We start from the raw sequence: 24,321 nt of genomic DNA, 5'->3' as shown, positions 1-24,321 counted from the left end.
GTGCAGATGTTCTATGGTTAAAATTTCAATATTTCTTTTGACTGTAATTCACTCAACACATCTTCCGCACTAATCAACGCCATACCCTGTTTCTGAATATAATGTTGATGTTTACCATACGTCCCGATCAACTTCGGATCTGTTGCTCCATATAAAGTAATATTCGGAACATCTAAAGCGGCAGTCAAGTGTGCTAATCCAGTATCCACAGAAACTACCGCTTTTGCATAGGTAATCTGTTGTGCCAACTCGGTCAATGAAAGTTTTGGTAAAACTACCGCACTTTGAATATCTTGTGCAATCCAATCGGCACGTGCTTTTTCCTTTTCATTACCCCAAGGTAAGCGAATTTGCAAACCTAGTGCGGTCAATTTTTGGGCTAATTTTTTCCATTCCGCATCGAGCCAATGCTTATCCGCTCTTGTAGTGCTATGAACAAAAACGACATAATGTTGTGCATTTTCAGTCGAATGCACAAAATGCTTCGCAATACCATAATCGCCTTTTTCGTGAGGCAATTCATAACCTAAACTTTGGGCAAATAATTGACGAATACGTTCAACAGCATGCTGTTGATAAGAAATAGTATATTTTTTGTCATAGAAAAATGAGGCGAAAGGCTCACGAATAGAATGACGATCATAACCATGTTTTACCCCTTTCGCTAAACTCGCTCCAAACAACGCACTTTTCACTAACCCTTGAGCATCAATTACCGCATCATATTGATTTTGTTGTAACAAAGTGCGGTAATTTTTCCATTCGTTTCTTGTTTGAGCGGAAAAAAGCTGTTTACGCCAACGTCGTATTGCTAGAGGAATAACATGATTAACGGCTGAATGCCAACGGGGAATTTCCGCAAAATTTTCTTCCACCACCCAATCCACTTGCAGATCAGCAATAGCATTTTGAGCATCAGTCAAGGCTGGCAAAGTATGAATTACATCGCCCATTGAGCTGGTTTTAATCAAACAAACTTTCATATTAATTTAAAAAATCCTGTAATTTTTCGATGACCATTTGCGGTGTAATGTCGATTAAACTTTGGTGATAACCTTCCGAGCTATCTTGACTTTTACGCACTTTAATCAAGCCTCCCTCAATTAGACGAATAATCACAGCATTGTCGGAAAGTGGCGGCGTGTATTCCGGACTTGTTGGTCCATAAACAGCAACCAAAGGTTTGTTAAGTGCGGCGGCAATATGCATTAAACCGCTATCATTACTCACTACTGCCACACAATCTGAAATCAAATCAACAGCTTGATTTAAGTCTGTTTCACCAGCAAGATTTACACAATAATGTTGTAATTTTTGAGGCAACGCTTGACTAATTTGCTCACCTACCTCTTTATCTTTCGCCGAACCGAATAAACGAACGGCATAGCCCTGTTCAATTAACTGTCGGGCTAAATCGGCGTAATGATAATGTGGCCAACGCTTTGCAGGTCCAAATTCTGCACCAGGACAAAACCCAATTACCGGACGATTTGTACAAAGTGCGGTTTGTTTTGCAAAAGTTTCTAAAGTTTGTTCCAACTCTTGAGCATCAACTTGCAAATAAGGCTTAGGAATGGCTAAATGTTTTGCTGTCGGCAATACGGTTTTATCATAACCCAATGCCACATAACGCTGTACCATCATCGGATAGTCGTTTTTATTGCGACGCCAATCATTTAACAAAAAATAACGACTTTCTCCTATCCAACCACGGCGTACAGGAATTTTCGCAAAGGCAGGAATAAAAGCCGATTTCAAGGAATTTGGCAAGACAATCGCCATATCATATTGATTACGCAAAGATTTACCAATTCGATACCGACCTTTTAAGTCAAAGGAACCATGCCCAATGGGCATAGTAATCGCATTGCGAACCTCAGGCATACGTGCAAGTAAAGGCTTACACCAATTCGGTGCCAATACATCAATCAGGCAATCGGGATATTGTTGTTTTAAGGTTTGATACAGACTATGGGACATAATCATATCACCCACCCAAGAAGGTCCAATTACGAGAATTTTCATAGGTTTTGACCAATAACAGTGAAGATTGCCGATATTATAAAGCAAAATAGTCTTTTTAGTTGCAGATTTAAAAGGAATACCGAATAAATGAACACCCAATTAAACCGCACTTTTAACACTATTTTCCTCGCTAAATCAAGACTTGCGATTTAACCATTGCATATATTCCGCTACTCCCTCAGCAACCGACTTAAATTCTGCTTGATAACCAGCGGCACGTAATTTTGTTAAATTAGCTTGTGTATATTCTTGATAACGTGATTTTAAATGCTCAGGGAACGGAATAGTTTCAATTTCACCTTTGCCATGATAATTCAACACCGCTCTTGCTACTTGTTCAAAACTTTCCGCTCTACCTGTTCCACAATTATAAATGCCTGAAATACCATGTTGCCATGCCCACAAATTCACTTTTGCCACATCGCCCACATAAACAAAATCACGCAAAAAATGCTCTGATCCTGCAAATAATTTTGGATTTTCTCCTTTCAACATCTGATTATTTAAATGGAATGCAACACTTGCCATTGAACCCTTATGTTGTTCACGAGGACCATATACATTGAAATATTTGAACCCACAAACAGGCGACGTAGCCTGTGGCAGAATTTGACGCACGTATTCATCAAATAGGAATTTTGAATAGCCATAAACATTTAACGGACCTTCAAATTGGCGTTCTTCAATAAAGTCTGTTTTATCGCCATAAGTCGCCGCACTTGAGGCATAAAAGAAAGGAATTTCACGCAATAGACAATAATGCAATAGTTCTTTTGAATATTCATAATTATTTTGCATTAAATATTTACCGTTCCATTCTGTTGTAGCAGAACAAGCGCCTTGATGGAAAATTGCATCAATATCTCCAAAATCATCACCGGCAATAATGGAAGCAATAAAATCTTCTTTATCACAATAATCCGCAATATCCAAATCGACCAAATTGACAAATTTTGTCCCATCAGTCAGGTTGTCCACTACCAAAATATCTCGACGTCCCATATCGTTTAATGCCGCAATGATATTACTTCCAATTAATCCGGCTCCACCTGTAACAATAATCATAATGTATTCCCTCTTATGTCAAAACTGTCATTATTTTAAAAGATTTTTACCTAAAAATCCTATTTCTCTTCGACTTCAGCTTGAACGGCAATTAATTTCTCAACGTTTATATCATTATGCAACAATTCAATCTCCGGCATTATCTTGTTCGCCTTAGCGGATAAATCCTTGAACCGCTCAACTTTCCCCACCAAACCTTGCTGTCCTACAAGTGCGGTAACGGTATTATTATAATGATTACTTACACCGGATAAACTGTTACCTAATTTATTTAAACGCTCTGCCACTACGCAAATTTGATTATAAATTTCACCTGCTTTTGCACTAATTTCTTTTGCCTCAAGATTACCACGCTCAATTCGCCATAAATTCGCTACCGTCCGCAAAATAGGCATTAATGTCGTGTGAGAAACTAAAATGACATTTTTTTCATATCCGTAATTAAATAAGTTACTGTCATGTTTCATCGCTTCAATATAAGCTGCTTCAACAGCAACAAACATCAATACAAAATTTGGACTACGCATACCAATCAAATTGCTATAATCTTTCCGAGATAAATCGTCAATATGATTTTTCAAGGCTTTAACATGTTCCTGTAAACCAAGTTTACGTTGATTTTCATCGTCAGAATTAACCGCACTTTCATAAGCTACCAAAGATATTTTACTGTCAATAATCAAATGCTTATTATCGGGTAAATGCAAAATAAAATCAGGATAATTATGTTTGCCCTGCTCATTTTTAAAATGTACTTGACTGCTGTAATGCTCATTTTCAATCAATCCGGCTAATTGCAATGTACGCTCTAACTGAACTTCTCCCCAATTCCCCAAGGTTTTCTTTTCGCCTTTCAAAGCAGAAGTTAAGTTATTCGCCTCTTTCGACATTGCCAACCCAATATCCAACACCTTTTTAATTTCACTTTCAAGGCTGGCATTGCCTTTCAAGGACTCGGAATGAATTTCGTTCACCCGCTTTTGAAAACCATCAATTTGTTCACGAAAAGGTTTCAATAAACTGTCTAAAGTTTGTTGGTTAGTTTGATTAAATCGTTGACTTTTTTCTTCCAAGATCCGATTGGCAAGATTTTGAAACTCAACACTTAACAGTTGTTTAGCCTGAGAAAAATTTTGTTGTTGCTCGACAAAATTTTTTTCTTTTTCACTTAACGTGACTTTTAATTCTGTCAGTTCTTGTTGAAGTGCGGTATGTTTCTGATTTAAATCAGCCCAAGCACAATCTCTCTTTTCTTTTTCTGCACGACTTTGATTTAACTGCTGTTGAAAACTTTCCGCCTGTGTACTTACTACCCCCAAACGCTCTTTCAATCCTGTTACCAGCTGAGAAACTTGCTCACACCGTAATTGTTCTTTATCTAATTCTTTTTGCAAATAAAGGATTTTTTCATCACGTTCCGACAAACGAATTTGACCGGTTTCGACAAGTGTCTGTGCCTTTACAACTTGTTGCCCAAGCTGAGTTTTTTCGTCTTTTATACGTTCATATTTATTCAGCAATTGATTAAAAATATTAATATTTTTATCTAACTCTTGTTGTAACGCCTCCACCTCTCTTTGCTTACGTACAAAAATAAAAAATAAAATGAGACAAATACAAAAAAATAAAAGTGCGGTAATAAAAGAAAGATTTTCAAACGATGGCATGGTGTTTCCTTATGAAAAAATAAAAGCACTCAACGTTTGCAAATAGCAATTTTTGAATGCTTATATATTGTTATTTTAATCTTGTGTTGCCTCGCCGCATAATTCCGCAAGTGCTTTCAAGCGAGGGGAGGATTTCGTCACAAACGGATTTTTCTCATCCCACGCATAACCGGCAAGAATAGACGAAAGCATTTGGCGAATTTCAGGTTGTGGATTACGGGCATAAATGACATCTTGGAAACTATAATCATACCAACCGTTCACATAAGTGCGGAACGCATTCACGCCAACCATTAACGGATCTGCAAATTCTTGTTGCCAATCCACAGCTTGTCCTTGAAGCCCACGAGCAATAAGACGACTTGCCAAGCGAGCGGAATGTAACGCAATAGTCACGCCAGATGAAAAAACCGGATCAAGAAATTCCGCTGCATTACCCAATAAAGCAAAATGTTTGCCATGCAACGTTTTCACATTAGCGGAATAACCTTGAATATGGCGATACGGAAATTCATTTTCCCAATTTGCCTTAGCAAGAATTTTACTCAGCATTGGACATTCAAGAGCAAATTTTTTCAACACAGTTTCGCTCTCACCCGCCAATATTTCCGGTAACCCAACTACACCGATTGAACAACGGTTATCCGCAAAGGGAATTAACCAAAGCCAAACATCACGATGTTCAGGATGTGTGGTAATGAGAATTTTATTACGATCAAAGATCGGATCATCAATGTTGTCATCAATATGGGTAAAATGTGCAATACGTATTGGCAAGTGCGATGGTGTTTCTAAATATAATAAGCGTGGCAAAACACGTCCGTAACCGCTGGCATCCAACACAAAACCTGCACTCAGCCGATATTCTTCCCCTTGCTCCGTTTTTACCGCAAGCTCTGCCTGATCGCCTTGGTTATCAAACGCCGATACTTCGTGCCCAAAACGAACTTCCACACCTTTTTTTGCCGTTTCATCAATTAAAATTTTATCAAAAATGCCTCGGCGAACTTGATAGGTTGTGCCAGGTCCAGCGGTAAATTTATCTGTAAAATCAAAATAGGTGTAACGATTTCCCCAAGTAAATGCCGCCCCATTTTTAAATTGAAAACTTTTCTCAGCATGCACCGCCTCAACCAAATCAGCCTCTTGCAAAATATCCATACAATAAGGTAACAAACTTTCACCAATGACAAAACGAGGGAAATGCTGTTTTTCCAACACACAAACCTTTAAGCCTTGTTTATGCAATAATGATGCAGAAACAGAACCGGAAGGTCCTGCACCAATAATCACAACATCGAATTTTTCCATATTTCTTCTCCTCGTTTAAAGTCTATGTAATTTTTTGCTACAAACATCAAGAGCAATATTCCATCATCATAGATAGCAATATAGCTATTTGAAATAGATACAGACAGTTATTCTTGATATTAAAAGATTTGTCCAATTGTAAAAAAGGTTTAAAACAGAATCTAATCCATTTTAAACCTTGTCTATGTAAAAAGAAACCAAACTTAATGACTCATCAATAAATCGAACAACAATTACCAAGTTGATTTTAAAACAGAGCACGCTTTTTATGCCTTATATCCTCAACAACAAAATGTGGACATAAGGCACAATCGAATCAATTTACCATTGATACCCTATAGAAACAGAACCCGCCGCTTTGCCTCTAGAATTCCGATTTCCTTGCAGTTGTAGCATAATCTTACCATTATCACTCATGCGAGAATAGCCAATTGCCACTGCGTTTTCCCCGCCATAACCTGCTGCAGAAATGGCTAACATAGATTTACCCGGCATAGAGACCGATGCCAACCCTGCCGCCGCATTCGAACCGGCAATACCTGCTCGTAAAGTGCGGTCAGTATTATTCAATTGCGTACGCAACTCATTGTTTTTGGTATCCACATAGTTTTTATTGGTAATTGTCATACCTGAACTAAATTCATTCAGATCGGAAACCAATGCTTCACCTTTGTCGTTTATACTGATGATCGCTTTTTCACCGACTTTCAATGCACGAGACTTACCGTCTAAATTCAATCCTAACGCTCCATCTTTAAAGAACGCTAAACGGTTTTCGCTGAACTGGGCTTGTTCTTTTGTGGTGTCATTTTGAACCATCACTCCACGGGACAGCAATGTTGTTGATCTGCCTTGGTCGTCTTTTTTAGTTTCAACCGATGTGAGGTTCTTCAACTGGTCAGACAATTTGACTTCTAAGCCTTTACCGTCTTGTGCCATTTCCACTTTGATATTGCCGGCGGCGGTGTGGTTGCTATTAAATTTATCACCACTTGCATTTTCTTCACCTTTGATTGCTAAAGTTTCTGATAGATCTTTATGCAAGCGTTTACCATCATTGCCCTCAAAACTTAATCCTGCTTTAGCAAGTGCTTTCACATCTTTAATAGTAGCCACATTATCCTCAGCAATATTTGAACTGCCTGACAGTAAGTCTTTCACCTTATCCACGCCAAATTCTTTATTTCGCAAGGTTTCCTCGGCAGTAGCTAATGCTTGTTGTGCTGCATAGGCTTTTAACACGTTGTCTGCCAAAGCGACTTTCGCTTGTTTGAGAGCTTCGGAAGCCTCATTAGCTGTTTTTGTCGCCTCAGTCACCTTTTGATCATTTTGTGTAAGAGCCTCTTTTACCTTATCAAGTGCGGCTTGTGCGGTTGCTCTTCGTGGATCGCTCGCACCCAATCCTTTAAGTTGCTGCTCAAGGTCAGCTTTTTGCATCAACAATACGGGACGTTCGCTGGCAACTTGTGAAAGCTCATTTGTTTTTTCAGTAAGTGCTTGTTGTTTACTTTTAACATCAGCAGTAGTTTGAGCAAGAGCCTTTTCACTTTCGCTTACCTTGTTTTTCTTATCTTCAACAGCTTGCGTAAGTTGTTGTTTCTCGCTTTCTTCTATAGCCAAAATACCCAACCCGCTTGCCACATTATTAATCCCGATAGGTGCGGTAGTCGGTTCAGCACGAATAATGACTTTATCCGATTCCGGTGTAACTTCTTGTCCATCTTGAGCAATGTATTTCTTGCTGTCCACATCATACTTTGCCCCTTGTAAAAGCTCAGGATCATAAAACTTACCATCACGTCCTTTGACGACTTTGGTATACTCTTTGCCCTCTTGGATATAGAAGTTAAACGGACGGTTGCTGTCCAAATCGGACATTTTTTCATCCACATAGTTTTTATTCGCTGCACTTGAACCGTCAGCAGTGGCATCTAGGTCTTTCAAGCCCATGATTACGCCTGTACCGTTTTCGCCATCTTTGGCAAACGCAAGCGTCGCTCCCTTGCCATCTTGACCGTTTTCACCCTCAGCCACTTTCAAGCTCACGATTTCTTGACCGCTCTTGTCTTTAATAGCGACCTCACCGGCTTTCACCTCTGTCGTGTGCTTGCCATTGCTTAAAATATTCGCTTCTGCTGTTTGATTATTCACCAAAATGCTACCATCCTCTTTTTTAGCTATTGTACTGACACCTTCAGCCGTTTGGTTATTCACCAACACCGTGCCATCTTCAAGTTGAGCAGTAGTGGTCATACCCTCAGCATCTATAAAGACATCTTTACCGCTATTGTCCCCTGTGCCAGCGATAGAAATGGTGTCAATATTTCTAATATTTTTGGTCAGACCGATTTGCAGTTCACCCTCTTTGGCTCTTACCACAATGTTATCCGTCGCCGTTTCACCAACCGCACCTTCGCCTTTAATAGACAAGGTTTCACCCAGTTTTTTGTGAACAGGCTCACCTTCATTGCCGGCGAATTTCAAACCGGATTCATAAAGCTCTTTCACCGCCCCTTCTGTAGCTGCGTTGCCTTTGTTATCGCCCTCACCGTATTTATCGCCGTTGCCATTGTTTTTGCTAACAGTTCTGTCTTTGAGGTATTTAATTGTACCAGTTCCCTCTTTTGAGCCATTACTACCGCCTTTGGCTGCAAACGCTATTGAAGGTCCGTTAGCTGGATCAAGTAAATCTATACTGTTTGAATCCACTGGTTTTGAGCCTGCTTTAATAGTGATAGATGCTACATCGTCAGATGGACTCGTACCACTTGCCCCTTTCGGTGTGAGGGAAATACCATCGCTATTGACATTCACTTTAGCACCCGTGTTGCCCACTCGGAAAGTCGCCCCTTTATCAGCTTCTAAGGTAAGTTTGGTGACTTCTACAGTTGAGTCAGCATCATTTCCGCCCGCACTTCCTTTAGAGGAAATCGAAGTGATGTTTTTCAATTCCTCAGTCGTGTCAATGGTTACCTCTGCCGTTGTTGTAGCCACGTCTGCATCATTTGCACCATCTGATGGGGTACTTACTGTTGTTGGTGCTGGGGTAGAAGTTTCCATATTTGAATTAATGGTAGACGTTGCCTCATTTGCCGGTTTTTCGACTTCTTTTAACTCCAGTTTAATATTCAGCCCGTCTGCAAACTTCAACGTATCGCCACGACCGATTTGGACTTGCTTACCACCATATTCCACATTAAACTTAAAGTCTTTTAATGCAGCGTCAAGGTAGGATTTGCTAATCAAGTCGTTATTTCCAACACTGCTACCCTTACCATATGTTTGAGCTTGAGATAAGGTAACTTTGCTAAATGTCGGTGCGTCTTTAAACCCGATTTCGATTTTAGCGTTGCCATTGCTACTGTCATAGGTATATCGAGTTGTTAAATTATCTCCTGTGTACTTAACAGCTGATGTTTGAGAAGTTGTTCCTGTGCCAACAGTTACTGCTGGTTGTCCAGTCGCCGGTGTGTCTGTCCATTTAACAATAGATATGGTTGAGCCTAGTTTTATGCTGGTATCATTGCTATTATTTGACGGAATATCAGCTTTATACTTATATCCTTTTTCAACTATTTCCTTAGAAATTTTCGCTAAATCTCCAACATTGACTGCATGAGTTTGAATAGAGGAATTTTTAAATTCATCTCCTATTAAATAGTTTAAATCTTTTCTTTCTCTATCTTGTCCATTATGTTTTTCTAATAGTCCACTTCTTAACCCTGTAATTTGTTTATTGTTAATATGCAAACCTGTTCTATTAAATTCAAATGTGCCTCCATTTGAAGAAATAGTTAGGTTATTTGTCAAACTGTTAGGAATACTGCTTGTGCTATTTTTGCTATTGAATCTTATTTCAGTAGCTATATTTTTATTCTTTCTATCACTAATAGATTTAATTCCTTTTAAATCTCTATTTAATGATATTTCCAATTTCCCTTTATTTTCTTTTACAGCAATATTTCCATTTGTTCCATTAAATTTAGTAGTTTGAGCTTTATTTAAACCCTTACCAACTATTTCTAATGTGTCTGATAATTTTTTATGTATCTCTTTATTATCATTACCTTTGAATTTTAATCCAAGTCCATCAACATATTGTTTATTCACCGCATCGTATTTATCCGTTGGTGTAGCAACATAAACAATTCTTCGTTGTTCACCATCGCCAGCACCACCTACTGATACCGCATTTGCTTCTCCTTTTGATCTATCTCCAAGTATTACTGCATTTTTAATAGAATTGTCTGTTAATATATTAGATCCTAATACAAAGGTATTATCTCCTTTGATATCATTATTGTATCCTATTAAATAAGTAAATTTACTTGATACCTTATTCTCTACGCCTAATACGGTTGAGTATTTACCCTCACCATCTATTTTATTCTCTGTACCTATTGCAATAGATTTCTCGCCCAATACCTCACTTTCATTACCTAATGCTATCGATTTTTTATTTTGTGCATGAGTCATATATCCTATCGCTATTGATTCTGCATTTTCTGATACGGCTTCATGTCCTATACTTATTGAGTAATTTCCTTTAGCCATTGTCTTTGTTGAGTCTGATATTTTTACAGAATCTGGTCCTGTACCTTTTAGGTACTTAATAACCGCATCCGCCTGTACTAATTCAGTGCTGCTTTTTTCACCATCTAACTTGATTTCAGCAATACCGACATGACCACCGAATGTTTTTTTATTGGAAGCATCGCCAATATTCGATCCATCTATTTTCAAATACGCATTACCTAAATCAGCAGTTTTCGTATATTTTTCCAACTCCGTTGCTACGGCTTTTGAGGTAATGACTTTTTCGTCATTTTTATCTACAGAAGTAGCTTTATTTAACGTTAATGTTAATTTCCCTGCATCTTTAGAATCATTACCATTAGACGGTTCCAGTTTTGCTGTAATGTCTTTTTCACTACCACTACCAACCGTTGAGCTATCAATGGTTAAAGTACCGCCCAATTGTAATTTAGTCGAACTGTTATCATTCCCCTTGAATGTCAAACCACCATTAACTGCGGTGATTAACTGGTCAATCGCTCCTTTAAAGGTTGTAGGACCATTCTTACCGCTCGTTGCGTCTTTAGTACCGCCTTTGATAACTTCAAATGATGGTGCTGTAAACCCAGTTTTTCCACTATCAACACTAACCCCTAAATGAGTAGCTAAATCAGCAAGTTGTTTACCTGTAATGGCTTCGGTTGAACTAGTATCAATTTTTCCAGCTGCCACATTAGAGATTTTCACGGTTTGAGCAGTTCCGCCAGTTCCATTTCCAGTAGAGGTGAATGTTAAAGCTGCACCACCGACTTTTAACTCCGCCGTGTTAGTGCTATTTGTACCATTTTTAAACACTAAAGTATTATCACCATCTAACCCAACTGTAGATAAACCTGTGGCTTTTACGCCATTCGTGCTGTCTTTTGCCAAGGTAACTGTAGAGCCACTTTCAGGACTTAACTCAATTTTCGTATCACCGTTATTGTTAATTTTAATACTTCCAGCATCAGTTCCTGCTGTGATTGTTGCTTCAGTATCTTTTAGTTCAAGTTTTGATTTGCCATGTTCTAATTCTACAGTTGCGTTATCAGCACCAAGTGTTAATTTAGATTTACTGTCTTTACTGCTAATTTCAGACACGCCACTGAATTTATTGCCAGTTAGCGTTACTTTATTGTTTGTATCGCCAGCTGTGAAAACGATAGATTTTGTAGTTCCATTTCCACCAGTTCCAGTAGTTTTTAATTCAATTTTTACATCGTCTCCATTAGCAACGGATTTAATACCTTTCAACTCTTCATTCAAAGCAATTTCCAAAATGCCTGTATTTTTCGCTGTGGTAAAGATATTTTGATGAGTACCTGCACCGTTTTGCCCCGCACTTGTTGTTGGTTTTGAAGCAGGACCTGTCGCTCCCTTAATCGTTAAGGTTGAACCGAGATAGAGTTGCTTCGCTTCGCCGCCGTTATCGCCAGCAAATTTCAAGCCTTTGTTGATGGCTGTAATATTATCTTCAATGGCTGTTTTAAAGGGTTTCTCAGATTTTACTTGAGCTTGAGAATTTACTGTGTCGCCAGTCTTCACCGCATCAAACTTGGATTTCTTAAAGCCATCGCCAGTATCGTTTTTCTCCGCCCCGAGTACAGTTACCCCCAAATTAGCAAAGACATCGATAACGCTTTTTAATTGTCCGCCATTCACCGCTTCGGTTGAATCTGTATCGACTTTACCTGCAGCAACGTTGGTGATTATGCGTTCACTACCTTTATCGCCGACACTCACCACAGATTTGCTTCCACCAGCCCCTGCACTGGACCAAGTAATTTTTAGGTCATTTGCCCCTGCATTAACCGTAAATCCAGTCGGTGCGGCCTTTTTCATTTCCGCCTTAGAATTTTTCCCCAACGCAATGGAATCACCAGCGTTAGTGGATACAGTCGCACTTTCCCCAATCGCTACCGCACCTGTGGCATTGGCTTCAATAGTCGCTCCTTTACCAATCGCTACCGCACTTTGGGCTTTCACGTCTGCGACATTACCAATCACCACACTTTCTTTTGCATCATGGGCTTTTGCACCATTACCTAAGATGATCAAATTGCTATTTAGATCGTGTTTGCTTCCATTACTCCTAGTCACATTCATATTGTTACCTAAAGCAACAATATCGTTTCCGCCCTCTATTTTGGTTTTATTTCCTAATATAACACCCCAACCAACATTGTTTAGTGTTATACCATCATCAGGACCATTCCATTGATTCATAGCAGATAAAACAATAGAACCACCAGATTCATTCATTGTTATTTTGTTACCTATTGCAACAGTTGAATATCCTGCTTTACTTTGTTTAATATTAATATCATTCCCTAACGCTATTGATTTTTCTTGATCAACAGTAACACTATTCCCTATAACAATTGCATTTGCTTTATCAGTTTTCGCATCCACACCAATCGCAATCGCCCCTTCAGCTTTTGCACCGTCATTATTGTAATTGCTTTTTGACTCTGGGCTTGTCGGGGCTTTAACCGATAAAAAGTGCAATTTTGAATCTTTTAGTTGTTTAAAGGTAACGGCATCGGTGTCGTCTGAACCCTCTGCTAAACCAGTGATTTTTTTGCTACCCAAATTTAAGCCGTTTTCACTAAAGATAAATGTGCCACCACCTGTGGTGATTTTGACATTCGGGGTTGAAGCGTTGCTACCGCTTGCAGTGCTATCAAACTCAATTTTTGCTACCGCACTTCTGTTACTTCCGCTACCATTTTTACCGCTAATTGAGGTAATACCTGTTAAACTCTCATTCAACGATATGGTTAAGGCTTTTTGGTTAGTATCAACTGCTGTGGTAATATTGTTTCCGCCTTTAATAGTTAAAGTCGTATGATTTTTATCAATGCTCAATGATTTACTTGTATCATCTCCCTTAACCGTGAAACTTGAGGCGACGTTTTTTAATGCACCGTCCAAGTAACCTTTAGTGATAAGTTCTTTTGTATCTTTGACTGTATTTTTTGATGGGTCAGAATTATATGTTTGTTCTGCCTCTAAGGATACCTTTGTAAATGTCGGATCGTCTTTTAAGCCAATCGTAAATTTAGCGATTGAATTGTTGCTTGGCTCTTTTTCAAATTTTGTTTTGAGGTTTTTACCTAAATATGTTTCTTGAGGTTTGCTATTCGGTTGTGCAGAAATATTTCCTGCCACAATTTTTATTGTTGATCCGAGATAGAAAGGTGTATCTTTGTCTGAATTTTGAGAGTTGTCATCAATAAATTTATAACCTCTATTAATTGCAGCGATAGAGTCAGTCAAGGCTTCTTTGAAATTTTCTATTTTTCCTTTTTTAACGTTTTCATCAGCTACTTCTACTGCATCAAATTGGACTTTCTCAAAGCCTGTTTTTTTGCTATTTAGTGTCAATCCTAATTTGCCGTTAAGATCGTTAAGCTGACCACCCGTTACCGCCTGATCGGAAGTCGCAGAAATCTCTCCATCTAAAATATTGGCAAATTTAATTAGATTACCCATATTACCAAGGGAATATTTTTTGCCGTCTTTCATTTCTTCTCTTGTTTCTTCATTCGCCCCTTTTGGACCGACGAAAACATCTTTTGCATCAACTTCCTGCAACTCTTTATAAGGCGTGCCGTCTTTGGTGTTGACTCTATAAAACTTACTGCCGTCTTTGGTGAGTTTGGTGATTTTCCCGTCAGGTTCTTTGGTATAGTAAGTGACTACCCCTTCTTTTTTGACGTAATACAAGGCTTTTAACTGACCCACGGTTGCGACGTCGGAGTCCAATGCTCCTGCGGCGACCCCGACAATTCTTCTTAGACCAAGTTCACTATCGCTTTTTTTCCAACCGACGGACACGATACCCGCCGCATTATCGGTTTGTAACTTATAGCTTGTCCCTTCCGGTGCATAGGATGGCAAACTAATGGCTTCATCTCCGTTTAACGTGGCGGTACTGTTATCACTCTTATTATAAAAATATTTTGTGGTGGATTTATAACCCAAGGCAACTGAGTTATCCATCGTCGCTTCGGTTTCGTTACCGATGGCTATCGTGTTTACACCGTTTCTTTTATTACTACTAGATTCATTTTTCACCGCACTATTGACCCCAATAGCGATACTGTTTTTCCCCTCTGCACGAGATAGCGATCCTAACGCCATTGATTGTTTTCCTATAGCCTTGGATCTATAACCCAGTGCAGCAGTTTTTTCCTCAGCACCATAGGCATAAGGACCGATAGCCATGGAGCGATCGCCTTTCGCATAGGCTTGACGACCTAACGCCAATGAATTTTCCCCTAGTGCGGATACATAGTAACCAATGGCTAAACCGCCTGTAGCATCTTGCTTGCCTGAGTTTTTATTTCGTTTGGCTTTGTGTTCCCCGGAACCCTGCTGATACTCAGTGCTTGGTTTAAAGTAATCTTGAACGCTATTATCTAATTCGCCTAACTTTGAAAAAGTACTCTCTGCTTCGTATAAATTCTTGCCATTTTCAACAGCATTCTTAAACATATCCCCCATTTCTACGTTTGCTAAAGCACGTTTCCCTATGGCAATGGAACCATCACCGCCCGCATAAGATTCCAAGCCATAAACCATCGCACCATCACTGATTGCCTGCACCTCATTACCAACCCCGACACTTCCGCCGGCATACACATAGCTTTCATTCCCTATGGCAATCGAACGATCTCCAAACGCCATAGAAAATGCCCCCAACGAGGTCGAGTAGTTACCGATGGCTGTCGCTAACGTCCCCATAGCCGTACTGTTATCGCCGTAGGCTATACTTCTTGCCCCAATGGCGATAGAGTTATGTCCCCTTGCCCATGTGTGGGATCTTTTTAGCTTATATGCTTCAGAATCATCTTTTACTCCTAAATACTTGTCATAAGTATCCAACTTTTGATATGTTGTTGCGTATTCATCTGTATAAAGAAAATCACTTCTTTTGCTGTGTACAAGATTCCAAACATCTCTACTTAAAGGACGTTCTGCTCTGCTGTCTATTTGTGAAGTGCTTGTTGCTTTCGCATTATCAGAACCAATGGCAATAGCGTTATCTCCCCATGCAGTGGAATCATTTCCCATTGCAGTAGCCCCTTCCCCTCTAGCAAATGTTCTGTAACCTATCGATGTACCTTGCGAAGATAATTTATGTCTTTCAGATAAATTTGCTCCTGCAATTGCTCTATAACCTATTACCGTAGTAGCATCTCCGCCTCCAACGGCACGTGAGCCTATTACGACTGTCCTATTAAAACTTTTATTTTTAAAACCAGCTTTTTGAGCAAATTCTCCTGTTGAATTTTCTCCACTCGATAAGATGGTTGACTCAGTTTTGCTCGGGTTTTCCATATTTGAACCGTCAAACCAAACACCAGTCCCCTCATTTAACTGTCCATTTTGTGATAAGTCTTTTTTATTTTCTAACCAAACATTAGCAGCATAAGCAAAATTAGAGAAAAATCCCGCAAGCAACAACGCCAACGGAAGGACCTTAAACGCTCTTAAAAAATTACCCCAAAACCCACCGCACTTCGGCTTACTCTCCGAACTGCTCGCTATTTGGCGATTGCTGGCTAACTCAGAAACGGCTTTACATTGACCTGTGGTAATATCGTATTTGGTTTTGAATATTTTGTTCATATCTCTATTCTCTTTAAAAATGGATTTTTTAAATTAATTATTTCTTGCGTTGATTTTGATTGATTGTTTAGTAAACTTTTTAGGAGTTGGTTATAAACCTAAACAGGAAATGCCTTGCTTTTTAAGACACAACAAAAAAAGGCGAATGGTATCTTCGCCGAAAGGTTGAGGTTGAAATAGGTGATTTTTAAGATATTGTTTGAACATGTCCAACCTCTCAAATTTAACTTGAAAGGTTGATTTTAGGCAACATACTAGACTGTAGACTGTAGACTGTAGACTGTAGACTGTAGACTGTAGACTGTAGACTGTAGACTGTAGACTGTCATTTTTTCTGTTCTATTTTATTTGTCAAGTAAAAATTCGGGTTATCTTATCCTATTTTTGTCAGTAAAGAAACGTTTTTTTATGCTAGAATGCACCGCCCTTTTTTAGTATTTTTGTTGCTATGAGCAAAATTAACAGTAAGCCTTTTATTTTACATTCCGACTTTCAACCCGCCGGTGATCAGCCACAAGCTATTGCAAAATTAGCGGAGAATCTGAATGATGGGTTAGCACATCAAACATTGCTTGGCGTTACCGGATCAGGTAAAACCTTTACGATTGCCAATGTCATTGCGAAATTGAATCGTCCTGCTATGGTGTTGGCTCCTAATAAAACTTTGGCTGCTCAACTTTATGCGGAAATGAAGGCTTTTTTTCCGGAAAATGCGGTGGAATATTTTGTGTCTTATTATGATTATTATCAGCCGGAAGCTTATGTGCCGAGTAGTGATACGTTTATTGAAAAAGATGCTTCGATTAATGATCAAATTGAGCAAATGCGTTTGTCTGCGACTAAATCTTTTCTTGAGCGACGAGATACGATTGTAGTCGCTTCTGTTTCTGCGATTTACGGTTTAGGCGATCCGGATAGCTATTTGAAAATGATGTTGCATTTGCAACATGGTGCGATTGTTGATCAACGCCAAATTTTGGCGAAATTGGCAGAATTACAATACACCCGCAATGATCAGGTTTTTCAACGAGGGACATTTAGAGTGCGGGGAGAAATTATTGATATTTTTCCGGCTGAATCTGATGATCGGGCAGTACGTATTGAGTTATTTGATGATGAAATTGAGCGTTTGAGTTTATTTGATCCACTGACTGGAGCGAATTTTGGTGCGATACCTCGCTATACTATTTATCCTAAAACGCATTATGTTACACCTCGAGAACGTATTTTAGAGGCGATTGAAAAAATTAAGTTGGAACTTCAGGCACGTCGTGAATATTTGTTGGCAAATAATCGCCTTGTAGAGGAACAACGATTAACTCAGCGAACTCAATTTGATATTGAGATGATGAATGAGTTGGGATATTGTTCGGGGATTGAAAATTACTCACGTTATTTATCAGGGCGAGATGAGGGGGAGCCGCCACCAACGTTATTTGATTATATTCCAAGTGACGGTTTGTTAATTATTGATGAAAGCCATGTCACTGTTCCGCAAATAGGCGGTATGTATCGTGGCGACCGTTCACGCAAAGAAACGCTTGTGGAATACGGTTTTCGTTTGCCTTCGGCGTTGGATAATCGCCCATTACGTTTTGAAGAATTTGAGCGTTTAGCACCGCAGACTATCTACGTTTCGGCAACACCGGGGCCTTATGAATTGGAAAAATCGGGCGATGAAATTATTGATCAGGTTGTGAGACCTACCGGTTTACTCGATCCGGAAGTGGAGATACGTCCTGTAGCGATTCAAGTTGATGATTTGTTATCGGAAGCAAGGAAAAGAGCGGAGCAAAATGAGCGAGTTTTGGTCACCACGTTAACCAAACGTATGGCGGAAGATCTCACGGATTATTTGGAAGAACATGGTATTCGGGTTCGCTATTTACATTCAGATATTGATACCGTTGAACGTGTTGAAATCATTCGTGATTTGCGTTTAGGTGAATTTGATGTATTAGTTGGGATTAACTTACTGCGAGAGGGTTTGGATATTCCGGAAGTTTCCTTAGTTGCGATTTTAGATGCCGATAAAGAGGGGTTTCTTCGTTCTGAACGTTCTCTTATTCAGACTATCGGTCGTGCGGCACGAAATTTAAACGGAAAAGCGATTTTATACGCAGACAGCATAACGAAATCTATGCAAAAAGCGATTGATGAAACTCATCGTCGGCGAGAAAAACAAATGAAATACAATGCGGAAAAAGGCGTTGTGCCACAGGCTTTAAATAAAAAAGTGGGCGAATTACTGGATATTGGGCAAGGTGCTATAACGAAAAGTAAAACAAAGGCTCGTGCTAAAACTGTGGCGGAATCGTCCGCACTTTATCAAAAGATAAATTCGCCTAAGGACTATCAACAACAAGTGAAAAAACTTGAGCAACAGATGTATAAATTTGCCCAAGATTTAGAATTTGAAAAAGCGGCTGCAATTAGAGATCAGTTACAAGAATTAAAGGAAAGGTTTAAAGTTGGGCTTTAAATGCTTTTTTTGTTTTCTACGTTTTTGAAAAAATGTACTTATTTTTTGGCTACATTCTTCTTGCAACACGCCCCCTGTAATTTCCAGCATATGGTTCATTTTGTAATCATTAAAAAAATGAAAGCGTGAGCCGACCGCACCTGTTTTATAGTCATAAGCACCGAACACTAAACGCCCGATTCGGCTGTGTAAAATGGCACCGGCACACATCGTACAAGGCTCCAGCGTGACATAGAGGGTTGTGTCAAGTAAACGATAATTTTGTAATTTTTGTCCGGCTTGGCGTAATGCAATAATCTCTGCATGTGCGGTAGGATCGTTGTGAATAATGGATAGGTTCCATCCTTCTGCAAGAATATCGCCTTGTTTATCCACTAAAACCGCCCCGACAGGAATTTCTCCCAATGCCTCCGCCTTATCCGCTAGAGATAAGGCATAACGCATCATTTTTTCATCAAAATCAGACCGCACTGTTGAGGTTTTTCCTATTTTTTAAACTGAGAAGGGGTATTTAATCGCCTCATGGCATTGATAGCCAATCACTTTGAAGTCGTCCATTGTTACCCAAGTTTCTAAATCTTCCAAGGTTTTAATATCAGGATTAATTTCTAATCGAGGAAGCGGAAACGGCTCTCTTTTAAGCTGTACATCACGCATTAATTCAAACTGATCTTCGTAAATATGTGCATTGATAATTTTATGATAGGCTTGTCCCGCTTTTTTGCCGGTAATTTGTGCCATTAATGCTAAAAATGTAAACACTTGAATTTGATTGAAATTGAGTCCCAGCGGAACATCACATGAACGTTGATAACTGGTTAAATAAAGTGTATCGCCCAGTAAAGAAAATGTATGAGTGTGCATGCAAGGGCGTAAGCAACCCAGATCAATTTCACCGGGATTGAAAAAGGTTAAAATCTCTCCTCGATCATCAATTCCTTTGCTCAGGTTATTGACGATTTTACGTAGCTGATCGACAGTTTCTCCGTTCGGTTTCCGCCAACGACGACCTTGTACGCCATATACTCTTCCCATATCGTCTGTACCTTTACGTACCGGATTATTGAGCCATGCTTGATTTTCATTGGCATTTGCGTCCCATGTTTTAGTGCCTAATTTACGAAAATCAGCAGCATTGTCATAGCCTCGAATATAGCCTAAAAATTCAGCGATAGCCGCTTTCCAGTAACTTTTTCTAGTCGTAATTAAAGGAAATTGGTTGTTTGCAACATCATAGGTGAGATCGGCGTTAATAACCGTTAAGCAACGTTTTCCCGTGCGTTCGTTTTCGACCCAATGACCTTGATCAATAATACGTTGACATAAATTTAAATATTGACGCATAAAAATTTACCCTTTTTTAACCGCACTTTTATTTGCCTTTGAACGAGAATAAGACCAAATCATCACGGCAAGTCCACCGAATATCATTGGTAAACAGAGTAATTGCCCTCGAGTGAGGAGGTCATCAATGGTATTTACGTTGTGATCAATTTCTCGTACATATTCCACTAGGAAACGGAAGATACCATAGCCGATTAAAAACAATCCTGCTACGGAACCGGTTGGGCGTGGTTTGCGAATATAGAAATTTAAGATGATTAATAAAATGAAACCTTCTAAAAAGGCTTCATAGAGTTGAGATGGATGTCGAGGTGCGGTTGAAGCGTAAGGAATGATTGCCCAAGGTACATCTGTTACTCTTCCCCATAATTCGCTGTTAATAAAGTTACCAATTCTTCCCATGCCTAAACCGAAAGGAATTAAAGGAGCAACAAAATCTGCGGTCTGCCAAAAACAGCGACGTTGGCGACGAGATGTCCAAATCATTGCGAGAATGACGCCGATTAATCCACCGTGGAAAGACATTCCACCTTCCCAAATACGAAATAGATAGAGTGGATCAGCAAAAAACTTATCAACGTTGTAAAAGAACACATCACCGATTCTTCCGCCTAAAATAACGCCAAAAAATCCATTGTATAATAATTGTTCCAGTTGTTCTGATGTCCATACTCCATTTGATTTTTTCGCCCGAGCCATTCCGAGCCAATAAGCAAAACCAAAACCGAGCAAATACATAACACCATACCAATGTAAACTGACGGGTCCTAAGCTAAACATGACAGGATCAATATAGGGCATTTGAAAAAATGTATTCATTAAATTTCCTTATTTAAAAAGCATATTAAGTGCAATCACACAAAGCATTATTGCGAAATAGCGTTTTAATGTAGGTACAGGCAGTTTGGATGTCGTAGTTGCACCTATTTTTGACGTAAAAAATGAGGTGATGGTAATGCCTAAAACAGCAGGTAAATAGACATAACCAAGCGAATATTCCGGCATTTCAGTAACGCCCCAACCACTACGCATAAAACTGAGTGCCCCCGATAGCCCTAATAGCATGCCGCAAACTGCGGAAGATCCAATAGCTTTCTTTATATCTACACCCCGAGAATTTAAAAACGGTACGATAAATCCGCCACCGCCAATGCCTGCAATGCTGGACACAATACCAATTAAAACGCCACCAATAACTGACGATAAAGGAGTGAGTTTTTTAGTATTTTTGATTTGAATTTTAGTGGAAATAACCATTCTTATTGCCATATAAGCGACTAAAACTGCAAAGAGTTTACTGGATAAACTCTTATCTAATTGACTGACAATACCGGTAAAAACAAACGTTGATAACATCAGAGTTGGAATGAGAATTTTAACTGCATCCCAAACTACATTACCAAGTTTGTAATGACGCTGTGCTGAAGAAAAACTGGTGATGACAATTGTAGCGAAAGACGTACCAAGTGCGGTTGACATGAGCAGATTATCCGGCACACCAACCATCGGAAGTAAATACACAAGCGTAGGAACAATAATGAGTCCTCCACCAATACCGAATAATCCAGCAAGAAACCCTGCAAAGGTTCCTACACCTAGACAAATGAGAAAAAAGGTTAACATTTTATCCCCCTCACTGATTTGAAGAATATTTATGATTTTTTTTGTGAATAAGTTTTTTCTTAACCGATGAAAACATTTTTTTTTCTTCCGGTACAGATAATCGAGATTTTAAGTTTGTATCAAATAAAAACAATGCAAACTCTTTCATTACCTTACGGTAAACATCTTTTTTAAATGTGACAACTTGCCTCACCGGATACCAAAAACTGACCCAACGCCAACCATCAAATTCCGGTGATTTTGTGTGCTGCATATTGATTCTTTTTTCATCAGAAACCAATTGCAATAAAAACCAACGTTGTTTTTGTCCGATACAAATTGGTCGGTTATCATGACGAAGTAAGCGTTTTGGTAATTTATAGCGTAGCCAGTGTTTTGAAACATATAAAATCTCGACATCTTTCGGTGTTAAACCGGCTTCTTCATATAATTCACGATACATCGCCTGCTCAGCAGTTTCATTGTCATTTATGCCACCTTGTGGAAACTGCCAAGAGTTTTGCCCATATCTTTTCGCCCAAAGCACCTGCCTTTCTGCATTGCAGATCACGATACCTACATTAGGGCGATATCCATCGAAATCGATCACTCTCCTTCACCTTAATTAATTGTTAATTTTTAATAACCTTGACATGAAGTAGGTGCTAACCAATATATTTTCTTTTTTGAGAATTGTTAAATTATTGAAATGAAAATATTGTTGTCCGCACAATGCCGAATAATTTGCAGATTGTTTCACAATCTGTCCCTTTATACAACCTAAATTAAGACTTGCCTTTTAATTAAAAAAGCGTAATATAGCCGTCTAGACGTTAAAACATCTAAAAAAAATATTAATAAAAATTTCTACCATTAAGGAAAATCTATGTCATCTTATTTATTTACCTCCGAATCTGTATCGGAAGGACATCCGGACAAAATTGCCGATCAAATTTCCGATGCAGTACTTGATGAGATTTTGAGACAAGATCCAAAAGCTCGAGTAGCTTGTGAAACCTATGTAAAAACAGGTATGGCTCTAGTCGGCGGTGAAATTACAACTTCTGCTTGGGTTGATATTGAGAACTTAACACGTCAAGTAATTTGCGATATTGGTTATAAACATTCGGACATAGGCTTTGACGGGCATTCATGTGCGGTATTAAATGCCATTGGTAAACAATCTTCTGATATTAATCAGGGCGTGGATCGTGAAAGTCCATTAGATCAAGGTGCCGGTGATCAAGGGATTATGTTTGGCTATGCAACGAATGAAACCGACGTTTTAATGCCTGCCGCTATTACTTATGCTCACCGCTTAATGGAACGTCAAGCACAAGTGCGTAAAAAAGGTATATTAGATTGGTTGCGTCCCGATGCCAAAAGTCAGGTTACGTTGAAATACGAAGATAATAGAATCGTCGGAATTGACGCAGTTGTCCTTTCCACTCAGCATTCTGATAATGTTGATCAAAAAACTGTTCACGAAGGGGTAATGGAAGAAATTATTAAACCGATTTTACCGGCAGAATGGTTATCAAAAGAGACGAAATATTTTATCAACCCAACCGGTCGTTTTGTTATTGGCGGTCCAATGGGAGATTGCGGTTTAACTGGACGTAAAATTATTGTAGATACTTACGGTGGAGCGGCAAGACACGGGGGCGGTGCATTTTCAGGTAAAGATCCGTCAAAAGTGGATCGTTCGGCGGCCTATGCAGCACGTTATGTTGCGAAAAATATTGTCGCTGCCGGATTGGCAGATCGTTGTGAAATTCAACTTTCTTATGCTATCGGTGTAGCAGAACCTACTTCCATCATGGTCGAAACTTTTGGTACAGGGAAAGTTGCCAATGAATTATTGGTCGGGTTGATTCGTGAATTTTTTGATTTACGCCCTTATGGTTTAATCAAAATGTTAGATTTAATCCAACCTATTTATCGTCAAACAGCGGCTTACGGTCATTTTGGACGAGCACAATTCCCTTGGGAAAAAGTGGATCGTGCAGAAGAATTACGTGCTGCCGCAAGTTTAAAATAATGATTAATTTCTCATATGAGGCGAACTCAACAGTTCGCCTTTTGTTTATAAATCTTACCCAAAATTGACCGCACTTTATGCCTAAAACTGAACAAAATTTAGCTGAGTTTCGTCATATAAAAATGCAAATCCAAAGACGTTTAAGAGATTGCTTAATACTGGCTGAACAATATTTTCAATGTAATTTTGAGATGCCGACAGTCAGTTATGATGTGCGAGGAATGAAAGCAGGGGTCGCCTATTTACAACAAAACAGCATAAAATTAAACCGCACTTTATTGCTGGAAAATCCGCAACAATTTATTCAGCAAGTAGTTCCTCATGAGTTGGCACATTTAATTGTGTATCAACAATTCGGGCGTGTAAAACCTCACGGCTCAGAATGGCAACATGTGATGAACAAGATTTTTCAGCTTCCGGCGGATACGTGTCATCAGTTTGATGTAACGAATGTAAGAGGCAAAACGTTTACTTATCAATGTCAATGTCAAACCCATCAATTGTCCGCACGTCGTCATCACAACATTCAACAAAAAAGTGCGGTATATTTTTGCAAAAAATGTCAGGGTATTTTAGTGCGTATATAAAGCAGT

The 24,321-nt window shown here is 39.1% G+C and carries 14 protein-coding genes; 3 read left to right on the top strand and 11 right to left on the bottom strand.

Going from position 1 to position 24,321, the window contains the following annotated elements; translation table 11 throughout:
• Window positions 1-17: 17 nt before the first annotated feature.
• From rfaC to HSM_RS02010, 6 genes are all read right to left on the bottom strand, one after another.
• A complete protein-coding gene (gene rfaC / locus HSM_RS02035; protein WP_012341246.1) occupies window positions 18-983 on the bottom strand; it encodes a lipopolysaccharide heptosyltransferase RfaC in 966 nt (321 codons plus the stop codon).
• A 1-nt stretch (window position 984) separates the two neighbouring features.
• Window positions 985-2,025: a lipopolysaccharide heptosyltransferase II gene (gene waaF / locus HSM_RS02030; protein ID WP_012341245.1), complete on the bottom strand. Its 1,041-nt coding sequence runs from the start codon at window positions 2,023-2,025 to the stop codon at window positions 985-987.
• A 135-nt stretch (window positions 2,026-2,160) separates the two neighbouring features.
• A complete protein-coding gene (rfaD, locus tag HSM_RS02025) occupies window positions 2,161-3,090 on the bottom strand; it encodes an ADP-glyceromanno-heptose 6-epimerase (RefSeq protein WP_011609759.1) in 930 nt (309 codons plus the stop codon).
• 59 nt (window positions 3,091-3,149) lie between these two features.
• Window positions 3,150-4,757: a DNA recombination protein RmuC gene (gene rmuC, locus HSM_RS02020; RefSeq protein WP_012341244.1), complete on the bottom strand. Its 1,608-nt coding sequence runs from the start codon at window positions 4,755-4,757 to the stop codon at window positions 3,150-3,152.
• Window positions 4,758-4,832: 75 nt separating this feature from the next.
• A complete protein-coding gene (locus tag HSM_RS02015; protein ID WP_012341243.1) occupies window positions 4,833-6,068 on the bottom strand; it encodes an NAD(P)/FAD-dependent oxidoreductase in 1,236 nt (411 codons plus the stop codon).
• Window positions 6,069-6,389: 321 nt separating this feature from the next.
• A complete protein-coding gene (locus HSM_RS02010) occupies window positions 6,390-16,259 on the bottom strand; it encodes a YadA-like family protein (RefSeq protein WP_012341242.1) in 9,870 nt (3,289 codons plus the stop codon).
• A gap of 448 nt (window positions 16,260-16,707) precedes the next feature.
• Between HSM_RS02010 and uvrB the strand changes: the two genes are divergently transcribed.
• Entirely contained in the window at window positions 16,708-18,741 is a 2,034-nt protein-coding gene (uvrB, locus tag HSM_RS02005; RefSeq protein ID WP_012341241.1) for an excinuclease ABC subunit UvrB, read from the top strand.
• On the opposite strand, the gene tadA is transcribed toward uvrB, so the two are convergent.
• From tadA to rppH, 5 genes are read right to left on the bottom strand one after another with little or no spacing between them, the layout of a single operon-like run.
• Window positions 18,712-19,188, bottom strand: coding sequence for a tRNA adenosine(34) deaminase TadA (tadA, locus tag HSM_RS02000; RefSeq protein ID WP_075290471.1), 477 nt, complete (start codon window positions 19,186-19,188; stop codon window positions 18,712-18,714). The genes uvrB and tadA overlap by 30 nt on opposite strands.
• Window positions 19,189-19,233: 45 nt before the next feature.
• Entirely contained in the window at window positions 19,234-20,085 is an 852-nt protein-coding gene (locus HSM_RS01995; protein ID WP_011609765.1) for a thymidylate synthase, read from the bottom strand.
• 6 nt (window positions 20,086-20,091) lie between these two features.
• A complete protein-coding gene (lgt, locus tag HSM_RS01990) occupies window positions 20,092-20,904 on the bottom strand; it encodes a prolipoprotein diacylglyceryl transferase (protein WP_012341239.1) in 813 nt (270 codons plus the stop codon).
• 9 nt (window positions 20,905-20,913) lie between these two features.
• Window positions 20,914-21,708 (bottom strand): sulfite exporter TauE/SafE family protein, encoded by a 795-nt coding sequence (locus HSM_RS01985; protein WP_011609767.1) that lies wholly within the window; start codon window positions 21,706-21,708, stop codon window positions 20,914-20,916.
• 10 nt (window positions 21,709-21,718) lie between these two features.
• Window positions 21,719-22,297 (bottom strand): RNA pyrophosphohydrolase, encoded by a 579-nt coding sequence (gene rppH / locus HSM_RS01980; protein ID WP_011609768.1) that lies wholly within the window; start codon window positions 22,295-22,297, stop codon window positions 21,719-21,721.
• A gap of 276 nt (window positions 22,298-22,573) precedes the next feature.
• Here rppH and metK point away from each other — a divergent pair, with 276 nt between their 5' ends.
• Window positions 22,574-23,728, top strand: a complete 1,155-nt coding sequence (metK, locus tag HSM_RS01975; RefSeq protein ID WP_011609769.1) for a methionine adenosyltransferase — start codon at window positions 22,574-22,576, stop codon at window positions 23,726-23,728.
• Between the two features lie 77 nt (window positions 23,729-23,805).
• Window positions 23,806-24,315 (top strand): SprT family zinc-dependent metalloprotease, encoded by a 510-nt coding sequence (locus tag HSM_RS01970; protein ID WP_012341238.1) that lies wholly within the window; start codon window positions 23,806-23,808, stop codon window positions 24,313-24,315.
• Window positions 24,316-24,321 lie beyond the last annotated feature (6 nt).

The organism is Histophilus somni 2336 (genome assembly GCF_000019405.1).
Lineage (GTDB): Bacteria > Pseudomonadota > Gammaproteobacteria > Enterobacterales > Pasteurellaceae > Histophilus > Histophilus somni.
The sequence above is the reverse complement of the archived record's forward strand: the minus strand, read 5'-3'. Positions and strand labels throughout refer to the sequence as shown.